Source organism: Emticicia oligotrophica DSM 17448 (assembly GCF_000263195.1).
GTDB lineage: Bacteria > Bacteroidota > Bacteroidia > Cytophagales > Spirosomataceae > Emticicia > Emticicia oligotrophica.
This window is the reverse complement of sequence record NC_018748.1, coordinates 3,974,479-3,986,878: the sequence shown is the minus strand read 5'-3', so window position 1 is coordinate 3,986,878 and position 12,400 is coordinate 3,974,479. Positions and strand designations below refer to the sequence as shown.

Genomic DNA, 12,400 nt, shown 5'->3' with positions numbered 1-12,400 from the left:
ATTTTGGTGAATATAAATAAATTCAAGTAAAAACCCCTAATGATTATCGTAATTTAACTCTACTTCTTTTCTTATTTTATAGACTAACTTTGCATTATCAATAATGAGCCATGAAAGTTTATTGAATCCACACAACTTACTATACTCTTATCAAAACTATTACAAAATTATAAAAAGCTATAGAAGCATTATTTTGGATTAAATCTTGGGAATTAGGCTGATTCTACACCTATTTTAAACGCAAAGACTTAGGGTTAAATAAATAACGTATAGCACACCTCTTCGTTTAGAGCGTGTGCTTTTTTTTGTTTATGAATATTCAGATGTATTTTTGCAAAAAAAGAAAACATGCACAAAAAAGGGAGTACAAAGTCAGAAAAAAAAGAAATTTCCAATGAAAAATTGGAATTACATCCACGTAATCCCCACCGATTTAGATATGATTTCAGAGAACTAACCAATCTCAATGAAGCATTAAAACCTTTTGTTTTTGTGAACAAATTTGGTACAGAAAGTATTGACTTTTCTGATCAAGATGCAGTAAAAGCACTTAATCAGGCTATTTTAAAACAATTTTATAATATTCCCAACTGGGATATTCCACAAAACTACCTTTGTCCACCCATTCCAGGACGGGCAGATTATATTCATTATTTGGCCGATTTATTGGCTGATAACAATAAAAACACAATTCCAACTGGTAAAAGAATTAAAGTCTTAGACATTGGTGTAGGGGCTAATTGTATTTATCCAATTATCGGTTCGCAAGCCTACGGTTGGGATTTTGTTGGTGCAGATATTGACCCAGTTGCCATCAAATCGGCTCAAAATATCGTAAAAAGTAATAATGTCTTGGCCAATAAAATTGAATTTAGATTACAACCTTCAAGCAATCATATATTTAAGGGTATTATAAATCCAAACGAATCTTTTGATGCTTCTATCTGTAATCCGCCATTCCATGCTTCATCAACAGCTGCTGCTGAGGGAAACGAAAGAAAAAATAGAAACTTAGGGTTGAAAAATACAAATAAACTTAATTTCGGCGGACAAAATGCCGAACTTTGGTGCGAAGGTGGTGAAGAAGCATTCGTTAGAAATATGATTTTTGAAAGCAAAGAAATTAGTCAACAAATTACATGGTTTACTAGTTTAATTTCAAAAAAAGAACATTTACTAAGCATTTACTATTACCTAAAGCAAGTAAATGCCCTTCAAGTTAAAACCATCAATATGGCACAGGGTCAAAAAATCAGTCGAATTGTAGCGTGGACTTTCAAAATAATTAGTTAAAACTGATGGAAATCTATGCTTGCTCTACCAAGAGAAATTATCGATTTCTCTTTTTTTAAAGAAAATATTATCGCAATATTGCAATATAAAAATATATGGGATTGAGTAAATGTATCAAACGGTTAGAGATTTCTTAACCGAAATGCTCTATGCCTTTTCGTTAGTCAAATAACCTTACCAGCAATGAAAAGTAAAACTACGATTCTACTCGAATTATGGGTTGAAGCCCGTACTCGATTCTCTAATCAACTGCATAATCTACATGAGGACGATTTAAAAAAAAAGCTAAGTCCTTCGCCTAATAGCATTGGTTTTCTGATTAGGCACATTGGTGATGTTGAGTTACTATTTGCAAAAAATGTCTTTGGAGACAGCACCGTAAAAGTTTCAGCAAAGACTGTAATTGACAAAAAAGATACTGGCGAATGGACTAATGTAACGGAGTTAGTAGCTTATGTCAATCAATCATTTACTATTCTAAAAACTATCGTTGAGAAACAAAGCGACGAAGACTGGGAGAAAACCATTTCAACCCAAGAATTTGGTACAAAAACCAAAGCAGAGGCATTTGGTAGAATCATTTCACATACAACCTATCATGCTGGACAAATCGCAATCATAAAAAAATACGCATAAAATATTCGGTCCTTTCATCGAAATACTTCTACGAAGCTCATTTTATTTGATTATTTGACTTTGCGGTAAAAGAAGAGGGTTTATTTGTAAGTAATTCATCCCGAAAAAAAAATAATTTTTTAAATAAAACTTTACAAATAATATTTTTTTTTATACTTTAGTCCAAGCAAATACAACAAACGAAAATTTCATTCGTTGTTTGTGGGATTTACAGCAAAGATTAATTAACTTTGCAGTCCGATTAGGCGAATGCTGGGCTTTGTACGGTTCAGCCGCTTCACTAAGCGTGTAAATATTTGATAATCAAGTAAATAACAAAACAATGGATTTGATTAAGTTAGTCGAGGCAGAATTTGCTAGCAAGAGACAAACACAACCTGATTTTAAGGCTGGTGACACAGTTAACGTTCACGTTAAAATTGTAGAAGGAAACAAAGAGCGTATTCAGGTTTATACTGGTACTGTAATTCAACGTCGTAACGTTGGTACAAATGGTGAATCTTTTACTGTACGTAAAATTTCTAATGGTGTTGGTGTAGAGCGTATCTTCCCAGTACTTTCACCAAGTGTTGATAAAATCGAAGTAGTACGTTACGGTAAAGTGCGTCGTGCAAGATTGTTCTACTTACGTGGAAAACAAGGTAAAGCTGCACGTATCAAAGAATTGAAGAAGAACTAAAAAAACATTTTGAAAAAAAGTTATATAAAAATCTAACTTTTTTATTTCAAAATTGTCTAAAGATAAAAGTAATAGCTTTTTCATAATTTTGTGTAGGAAAAGGCCGCCCCATTGGAGCGGCTTTTTTTATATGAAAGAAGCGAAGTCTTCCTTGAAAATTCAGTAAATATTATGAATAATATCAAATTTTATAAATACCAAGGCACTGGAAACGATTTTGTTATGATTGATAATCGTGATGAAAAATTTCCAGCTAGTCAAGCATACATTGAACACCTTTGCCACCGCCGTTTTGGCATTGGTGCAGATGGCCTAATTTTACTTCAAAACGACCCCAATTATGATTTCCGAATGGTATATTATAATGCCGATGGCAAAGAAGGAAGCATGTGTGGAAACGGAGGACGATGCACAGTAAGATTTGCTGAAGATTTAGGTATTTTTAAAGATAAAACAAAGTTTATTGCAGTCGATGGTGAACATTTAGCCGATGCCAATGAAGCGGTAATAGCCTTGAAAATGGGTGAAGTACATAGCATCGAACGCCACGATTTTTACGATTTCATGAATACAGGTTCACCACATTATGTTGCATTTGTGAAAGGAATCGAAAGCTTTGATGTATATAATGAAGGTAAGAAAATAAGATATTCTGACGAGTGGGTTGCCCGTGGTGGCACGAATGTAAACTTTGTTGAAGTAATTGATAATGAAACTATCTACGTACGTACATACGAACGTGGCGTTGAGGATGAAACCTATTCCTGCGGGACGGGAGTAACTGCATCTGCTCTTTCAACATTCTTACGTTTTGGAATGAAAAGCCCAATTAATGTAATTACCAAAGGAGGAAATTTAAAAGTTTCATTCAATGAAAACTTTACAGATATTCGTTTAGTTGGCCCAGCAATGAAGGTTTTTGATGGTATTTTATAAAATAACCACGATTTAATAGGTTTAAAGCCCTAATTGCATCTGCAATTAGGGCTTTTGCTTTGATACTCAAACATTTAATTCAAAAACATTGCATAATCAAATCGTACTTCCTAATTTGGTAAACCTAATATTAAATACGAAAATACTATGTCCGAATTTGTATTGGCCATCGAATGGCAAGGATTTGAAAAAGATAAATATGTTCACACAGTATTAGAAGATAATATTCTCCCACCTTATATAGCTCAATGTAGATGGTTTGCGGGTAAAGCACGGCAGATAAAACTTTTAAAAGTGAAAGATACAGTACACTTTGGGTCGTTTATTTTTATGACTTTCGAAGTAAAATACGATGAGGGCGACTCTGAGCTTTATTTACTACCCCTTTCTTTTGTTGAAGAAAATACGCAAGAAATAGCCCAAAAAGGCGTACTATGTAAAGCCAGTATGGACGAAAAAATTGGTTTACTGGTTGATGCCATTTATGATGAAAAATTTCGTGCTAAACTATTTACCAGCGTATTTCATCAATCAACTTTCCCACAACACAATGATGATTCTTTAGTGTTTGCGAAAGGGAAAGCATTCGTTGAAGAAACGGAGGAAATAGACTCAATTTTACCCAATATCGACTCCTCTAACTCGGCAATGATTTTTGGAGGAAAATATTTTCTAAAGCTTTACCGTAAAATCTTTGCTGAGACAAATCCTGAAGCAGAAATGGTTGAGTTTATCACTCAAAATTCTGATTTCAGAAATATTCCAAGATTTGCGGGAAGTATTTCTTGGAAACGAGAAACTGCTCCAGAAATTACTTTTGGTGTAATGGTCGAAGTGATACAAAGCTTAAAAGATGACTGGAGTATGACAGGCGACTATCTAAATGATTTCTTAGAAGCTTTTGTGGAAGGCAATTTCCAAATTAAAGAGTCGGTTTTTGATAAGGTTTCTTTATTAGCACATCGAACCGCAGAAATGCACAAGGCTCTTTTTGCTCTCAGAGGAGCCGATTCTTTCAATGCCGAACCATTTGACCGACAATATCGCCGCTTTTTACACGAAAAGTTCGAAAATCTTCTTGAACGGAGATATAATTTATTGACCGAAAATTATTTAAAACTAGATGGTCAAGCACAGGCACTCGCTTGGAAATTCATGGAATCTAAGGATATGATTCTTGAATTTATAGACCAAGTTTTAACTCGTCCGCTATTTTCCTATCGAACAAGAATTCATGGAGACTACCATTTAGGACAAGTTTTAGCCACAGAACATGATTTAGTAATAATAGATTTTGAAGGGGAACCAGAAAGTACAATTACTGAGCGGAAAATTAAACATTCTCCTCTTAAAGATGTAGCGGGTATGATTCGCTCATATCACTATGCTGTTGCAGCTAAATTATTCAATGCCACCGAAACAAGCACTATTGAACCTAAGGTTCTCCAAAGAGCAGCCGATAGATGGTATAAACTGATTAAAGATACTTATTTAGATGAGTATCTAGGCGTCTTCGGGAGTCCACATCCATTATTTAAGGATAATAATGAAATTAATTATCTCTTGCTTTTCCACCTATTAGAAAAAGCAGTTTATGAAATTGGCTACGAAGTAAATTATCGACCAAGTTGGGTAAAAATACCTCTTATTGGTATTGCGGAAGTGCTAATGGAGGTTGAAAAATTGAGGAGATAAACAAAGTAACAACTAAATGAATCAATATTACAAAAATTTATTTGAGCACGAATATTGGGCAAATTTAAAAGTTTTAGAAAGCATCATTCATTCATCTACTCCACCTCAAAGGGCTATTGAAATTTTTTCACATATAATTGCAGCCCAAAGAATTTGGCTAGATAGAATAATGGCAAAAAAAAACGAAGTACGTGTTTGGGAAGTTTTTGATGTAAACATAATGCTTGAACTGCTCGAAATAAATTTTGCTGATATAAATAAAGTAATTAAAAAAGAAGAAATGGGGCAGTTAATTGCCTATCATAATACCAAAGGAGATAGTTTTACAAATACAATTAGCGAAATATTTTCACATTTGCTACTCCATTCAGCGTATCATAGAGGGCAAGTGGTTATATTGTTAAAAGGAAATATTGAACAATTACCCATGACCGATTATATCTTATTCAAGAGATAATTTAAAATTAATCTAATCAATGAATCATATACCAACATTATCAGAAATTCAAGAAGCACACGAAAGAATCAAACCTTTCATTCATCACACCCCAGTACTAACTTCAGCCAGTATCAACCAACTTGCAGGGTGTGAAATTTATTTTAAATGTGAAAATTTTCAAAAAATTGGAGCATTTAAAGCCCGTGGAGGTATGAATGCTGTGCTTTCGCTATCACCTGAAGAACAAGAAAAAGGCATTACCACCCATTCATCTGGCAATCATGCCCAAGCCATCGCTTTAGCAGCCATAGCAGTAGGCACAAAGGCATATATTGTGATGCCTAGCAATGCCCCTAACATAAAGAAAAATGGCGTAAAAGCACTGAATGGTGAAATAATTGAATGTGAACCTACACTAGAAGCACGTGAATCGACTGTTCAACAAGTAATTGAACGTACCGGTGCAACTTTTGTTCATCCATTTAATAACTACGATGTAATTGCAGGACAAGCAACAGCAACTGTTGAGCTTATCGGAGAAGTGACCCATTTAGACGTCATTATGGCTCCCGTCGGTGGTGGTGGTCTATTAAGTGGTACGGCACTGGCAACCCATTATCTGTTACCTAATGCCGAAGTAATTGCAGGTGAACCAGAAGGTGCCGCTGATGCAGTTTTATCATTCCAAACAGGTAAAGTAGAAAAAGCACCTTATATCAAAACCATTGCTGATGGCCTTATGACAACTCTTGGAGATAAAACATTGGAGATAATTAGAAAGTATGTAAAAGATATAATCATCGTGAGTGATGAAGAAATTATTGCCGCAATGAAGCTAATTTGGGAAAGATTAAAAATTGTCATCGAACCCTCATGTGCAGTTCCATTTGCCGCACTTTTAAAAGAAAAAGAAAGATTCAAAGGTAAAAGAGTTGGAATTATACTTACGGGTGGAAATGTAGATTTGGGTAAATTACCATTCTAAAAATTTCCTTTTTTTTTACCAAAAGGCTTGTTAGTCAATTACTAACAAGCTTTTTTATTTTGTATATTTACATTCTATCTATTCAATTAAAACAAAATTACCAATGAATCTACCATTACAACCGGCAAAGAGGCATTTCTTTGTTTGGGTTTTACTTTTATTCACCATTAATTTAAGCTATTCCCAAAATCAAAAAGTTTTGGTTTTCTCCAAAACCAAAGGTTGGAAGCATAGTTGTATTCCGTTTGGCATAAGAGCTATTCAAAAATTAGGGCAAGAAAATAATTTTTTAGTTGATACAACAACTAATTCTTCACTCTTCACCGACCAAAATTTACAAAAGTATTCAACTGTCATTTTTAACTGTACCACGGGCGATGTGTTGAATAATGAACAACAAGCAGCTTTCGAACGCTACATTCAAGCAGGTGGTGGCTATGTTGGTATTCACTCTGCTACTGATACCGAATATAATTGGCCTTGGTATGGCGAATTAGTTGGAGCGTATTTCGGTAGTCATCCAAACAACTCAAATATTAGAAAAGCGAGTATAGATGTAACAGAAAAAAAACATATTTCAACTAGTCATTTACCAACTAGATGGGAACGCACAGATGAGTGGTATAGTTTTAAATATATTTACCACGGCATCAAACCATTAATGTATTTGGATGAAAATACCTATGAAGGAGGAACCAATGGGGGAAATCACCCAATTGCTTGGTATCATGAGTACGATGGCGGCCGTGCCTTCTACACTGCCAATGGACATACGGATGAAAGTTATTCAGACCCAATGTTTTTAGAGCATTTACTAGGTGGAATTAAATATGCTATGGGTGAAAGTAAACCATTAAATTATTCCAAATCATACGCAAAAGCAGTTCCAGAGGAAAATCGTTTTGAAAAAACAGTATTAGTAAATGACCTCAATAATCCAATGGAATTGGCTGTTGCTAAAGATGGAAGAGTATTTTTTACTGAATTAGCTGGAAATTTATCGGTTTTCGATACAAAAACGAATAAACACAAACTCATACATCGCTTCCCAGTTGTGATGAAAGGTGGAACTGGGCTAATAGGTATTACACTCGACCCTAACTTCGAAAAAAATCAATGGATTTATCTCTATTATTCACCACCAATTGAAGGCGAACCCATTTTATTTAATCTTTCTCGATTTAAGCTTTCACCAAATAATATACTAGATTTAGCGTCTGAAAAAATATTGTTACAAGTTCCCGTTCAAATAAACAGTGGAGCACACCATGGAGGTTCTCTGGCCTTCGATAAAGACGGGAATTTAATCCTTTCAACTGGAGATGGAACTACGCCATTCCCATCTGATGGCTATGCTCCTATTGATGAAAGAAGAGAGGAAAAATATTATTCAATGGATGCTCAAAGATCTTCTGCAAATACGAATGATTTAAAAGGAAAAATATTAAAAATTCACCCTGAAGCCGATGGAACCTATACTATTCCTGAGGGAAATATGTTCCCCAAAGGAACACCGAATACTCGCCCCGAAATCTTTGCAATGGGTTGTAGAAACCCTTATAGAATTGCCGTTAATCCAAAAACTTCTACCATTTATTGGGGAGAAATTGGGCCAGATGCTGGGGAAGACAAAGAAAGAGGCCCAAGAGGTTATGATGAGTTTAACCAAGCAAAAAAGCCAGGAAATTATGGATGGCCTTACTTTGTAGGTAATAATTATGCCTATGCTAAATGGGACTTTGAAAGTGGTAAAGCGGGTCCGAAGTTCGACCCTTTAAAACCAATTAACAACTCACCAAATAATACTGGCTTAAGAGAACTACCACCAGCAACACCTCCAATTATTTGGTATCCTTATTCTCTTTCGCCTGAATTTCCTGAACTTGATTTAGGCGGTAGAAGTGCTATGGCTGGTCAATTCTATACTTACAATAAAAACTCGGGTTCAAATAAAAAAATTCCTGAATACTACGATGGTGCCCTTTTTGTATTTGATTGGATGAGAAATTGGATGTTAGCATTAAGATTCGATGAAAACGAAAACTATGTTAGAAACGAAAAATTCATGCCAATCAACGGCGATTTTCGTCGCCCAATCGACTTAGCATTTAGTAATGAAGGTATCATGTATATTCTGGAATATGGTTCAGTATATGGTGCGGATAATGTTGATGCTCGACTTGTAAAAGTTGAGTATAATTCAGGTAATAGAGCACCCAATGCGGAATCTTATTTTGCAGACAGTCAGTTAATTGACAAAATAAATGCTCAATCATTTATCACTTCTGAGACTAGGAATTTTCCAAAACCAAAAGAAATTATTGGGAAAGCCCCACTTACAGTTAAAGTAGTTGGTAGAGGAACAGACCTTGATTTTGATGACAAACTTACTTACAAATGGATTGCCAATAACACTGTAATTTCTGAAAAACCTACTACCGAATATACTTTCACAAAGGGTGGGAAATATAAATTAATATTTAAAGTAACAGACCAAAAGGGACTTTCAAAAACTGATACTTTAGTTGCAATTATTGGTAATGAAAAACCTCAAGTAAGCATTGTTTCTGCTCAAAATAAGTCATTTTACTGGGATGAAAAACCTTTTAATTATTCAGTTGTTGTGAAAGATCACGAGGATAAAGTCATCAATCCAAAGAAAATTAAAGTTCAGTACAATTACAATCCACATCCTTACAGTCCTGCCAATGAAAGTACAGATTCTAAAGCCATTTCAACAGTTGAGTCTGGTTCATTAGGAAAAACTTTGATGGAAGCGAGCGACTGCAAAGCCTGCCATACGATTGATAAAAAAGCGGTAGGTCCTTCTTTTATTGAAGTTTCAAAAAGATATTCTGGAAGAGAAGGTTCTATACAATTGCTCACAAACAAAATTATTGAAGGTGGTGGTGGTAATTGGGGAACTACCCATGTAATGGCAGCACATCCTCAATTAGCCAAACAAGATGTAACCGAAATGGTTAAATATATTTTGTCTTTAAGCGACCCTAAAAAAGAATTTAAGAATATCCCAGTCAATGGAAATTTAAGTTTAACTGCCCATCAAGCAGATTCGCCAAAAGGTTTTTATACTCTAAAAAGTACCTATACAGATAACAAAACTGCGGTTGCACCTGCCCAAACTGGTCAAGAAGTTTTAAGATTAAATTATCATGTTCTAAGAGCAATGGATGCCGATGCACATCCTGGTTTTAATTTCGAATGGGGTCAGCTCCGTCAAGGTGATTCTAAAGCCTATCTTCAATTTAAACATGTAGATTTAACAAATATTCGCTCAATTAGTATTGAGTATGCCTCATTAGATAAAAGTGGCGAAATTGAAGTTAGAAAAAATTCAGTTGCGGGGCCTGTGATTGGTAAAGTTACCTACACTCCTACAGGGAATTGGGATAAAATGGCTTGGGTCGAATGTAGTTTAAAAAATTTAGAGGAAGGTTTTATGGATTTATATTTTGTTGCAATCAAACGAGATAAACCTAGTGATAAAATCATAAAGTTTAAATCCATCAAGTTTAATTAAATTTAAAAAAGGGGTATTTAAACATACCCCTTTTTTATTCATTTAAAAATAAATCTACAAATTCAAATTTTTCACCATCAAACAATCCTAAATCACTAAGCTTTAAGCTTGGAATTACCAAAAGTGCCATAAACGACAAACTCATAAAGGGTGAATTTAACGAACTTTTTAACTGCTCTTTCACAAATTTATCTATTGTAGTATAACTTTCTGCAACCATATAACCATCTGCACTGCTCATTAATCCAGCGACAGGTAAACCTAAAACCCCCTTTTTAGTATTACTAACAGCCGAAACACCTCCCTTTTCACGAATAATTAAATTTATAGCTTCAGCGATTGATACATCATCTACACCCACAGCAATAATGTTGTGTGAGTCATGTCCAACTGATGAGGCAATAGCCCCTTCTTTTAATCCATAATTTTTAATAAAAGCAATCGATGGAGCAGAAGTTTTATAGCGATTCAAAACAACTATTTTTAAAACATCATTATCTAAATCCGAAACAACGAATCCATTTTCAACTTTGGGTTTAACCAATAATTCATTGGTAATAAGCTGGCCATCAATGACTTCAATGACCCTCATTTGGTTAACTCTCTCTGGTAACTCTATCTTTAATTGACTAGCTGTAATTGGTTCACAATTAAAGTTATTAATTTCTTTGCTCTGCAAGTTTTCTATAAATGTTACCCCTTTTTCTGCTACTTTTTCGCCATTGATATAAGTTTCTTCAATATTAAATTCTTCAAGACTATCAACCACAATAAAATCTGCCCAATCACCTTCTCTCAGTAACCCAATTCCCATTCTATAATGTAAAATTGGATTAATCGTGGCCATTCTGAGAACCTTGAATTTATCAATACCTTTTTTTATTGCTCTTTTAATCAGTTGATTAATATGCCCTTCAACCAAATTATCTGGGTGCTTATCATCTGAGCAAAACATCATATCAGCATAATAATCTTCAGCTAAGGGGATTAATTCTTCGAAGTTTTTGGCTGCACTTCCCTCTCTAATTAAGATTTTCATACCCAACTTTAACTTCTCTAATGCCTCAGCCTTCGTAAAACATTCATGGTCTGTCTCAATACCAGCACTGATGTATTTTTTTGCAGCTGCACCTCTTAAACCCGGAGCATGACCATCTACTGGCTTATTATAAGCATGTGCAAGTGCAATTTTTTCCAATACAAGGGGGGCATCATTCAAAACACCCGGAAAATTCATCATTTCAGCTAAATACCCAACCTTTTTGAATGAAAAAAGGTAAGCGATATCTTTGAGTGATATTTCTGCACCTGCCGTTTCGAAGGTAGTTGCTGGAACACAAGAAGGTGCCCCAAAACAAAATTTAAACGGTACACGTTTACCGTCCTCAATCATAAACTCAACACCTCTAACACCTAATACATTGGCGATTTCGTGCGGGTCAGATACAGTCCCTACAGTTCCATGAACAACTGCCAAACGGGCAAATTGTGCAGGGGTAAGCATTGAACTTTCTATATGTACATGAGAATCTACAAGACCTGGCAATATATACCTCTCTCCAACCCTTTCCGCACCATTAAGATTAATTTGATGGATTCTAGCATTTTCTATCGTTATTGTTCCGTAAGAAATAGTTCCATCGAATACATTGACAATATTGGCACTTAAGTTTATCATCGAATAACTTGGGGTTTCATTTTTCCATGTAAATTAAACGTTTTTTTACAAAAACGTATCAAATAATCACAATGAAAATATTTATTAAAATGAATAATAAAGAATTATCAATTTAATGTAAGAAATCTATTAAAATAATCGTCTAAATTTTTGTAATCTAGTTATCCTAAGTAGGATTTTTTTGACAAATATTTAAACCATTAAATAAATTTTTTGTTAAAAAAAACTTTGCAGAAACATTATAAAAAGTAAAAAGTCATCCAATAATATCAGATGACTTTAAGTCTATTGAGTGAACCTTTTTGAATACTTTATTGATAAAAACGTTAATTTAATACGCTTTTTTTTTCTTGGAAATATCTTTTGCGAACAAAACCAAATTATCCAAAATCATGCCAAACATCTCAGATTAAACTAATTTAAAGTTTAATACAATACTTACAGCAAATCAAACAGTTACAGCTTACATTTTTTATCTTACTTTTTTTGGCATAAATTTTGATAAAGGCGTTCTTTTA

Annotated in this window: 9 protein-coding genes; 8 read left to right on the top strand and 1 reads right to left on the bottom strand. The window is 34.3% G+C overall.

The window, feature by feature from the left end; all coding sequences use genetic code 11:
• The first annotated feature begins 348 nt into the window (after positions 1-348).
• The 8 genes from rlmF (at position 349) to EMTOL_RS16450 (ending at position 10,204) form a co-directional block, all read left to right on the top strand.
• Positions 349-1,293 carry a 23S rRNA (adenine(1618)-N(6))-methyltransferase RlmF gene (gene rlmF, locus EMTOL_RS16485; protein ID WP_015030448.1) on the top strand — a complete coding sequence of 315 codons (945 nt, stop codon included), beginning with the start codon at positions 349-351 and terminating at the stop codon, positions 1,291-1,293.
• Between the two features lie 183 nt (positions 1,294-1,476).
• A complete protein-coding gene (locus EMTOL_RS16480; RefSeq protein WP_015030447.1) occupies positions 1,477-1,929 on the top strand; it encodes a DinB family protein in 453 nt (150 codons plus the stop codon).
• A gap of 322 nt (positions 1,930-2,251) precedes the next feature.
• Positions 2,252-2,608: a 50S ribosomal protein L19 gene (gene rplS, locus EMTOL_RS16475; protein ID WP_015030446.1), complete on the top strand. Its 357-nt coding sequence runs from the start codon at positions 2,252-2,254 to the stop codon at positions 2,606-2,608.
• A 171-nt stretch (positions 2,609-2,779) separates the two neighbouring features.
• Entirely contained in the window at positions 2,780-3,544 is a 765-nt protein-coding gene (gene dapF, locus EMTOL_RS16470; RefSeq protein WP_015030445.1) for a diaminopimelate epimerase, read from the top strand.
• A gap of 147 nt (positions 3,545-3,691) precedes the next feature.
• Entirely contained in the window at positions 3,692-5,239 is a 1,548-nt protein-coding gene (locus EMTOL_RS16465) for a putative maltokinase (protein ID WP_015030444.1), read from the top strand.
• Between the two features lie 16 nt (positions 5,240-5,255).
• On the top strand, positions 5,256-5,696 hold the full coding sequence (locus EMTOL_RS16460; RefSeq protein ID WP_015030443.1) for a DinB family protein: 441 nt from the start codon (positions 5,256-5,258) through the stop codon (positions 5,694-5,696).
• Positions 5,697-5,715: 19 nt separating this feature from the next.
• On the top strand, positions 5,716-6,663 hold the full coding sequence (locus EMTOL_RS16455) for a threonine ammonia-lyase (RefSeq protein WP_015030442.1): 948 nt from the start codon (positions 5,716-5,718) through the stop codon (positions 6,661-6,663).
• Between the two features lie 103 nt (positions 6,664-6,766).
• Positions 6,767-10,204 (top strand): ThuA domain-containing protein, encoded by a 3,438-nt coding sequence (locus tag EMTOL_RS16450; RefSeq protein WP_015030441.1) that lies wholly within the window; start codon positions 6,767-6,769, stop codon positions 10,202-10,204.
• Positions 10,205-10,238: 34 nt separating this feature from the next.
• On the opposite strand, the gene ade is transcribed toward EMTOL_RS16450, so the two are convergent.
• Positions 10,239-11,882, bottom strand: a complete 1,644-nt coding sequence (gene ade / locus EMTOL_RS16445; protein ID WP_015030440.1) for an adenine deaminase — start codon at positions 11,880-11,882, stop codon at positions 10,239-10,241.
• Positions 11,883-12,400 lie beyond the last annotated feature (518 nt).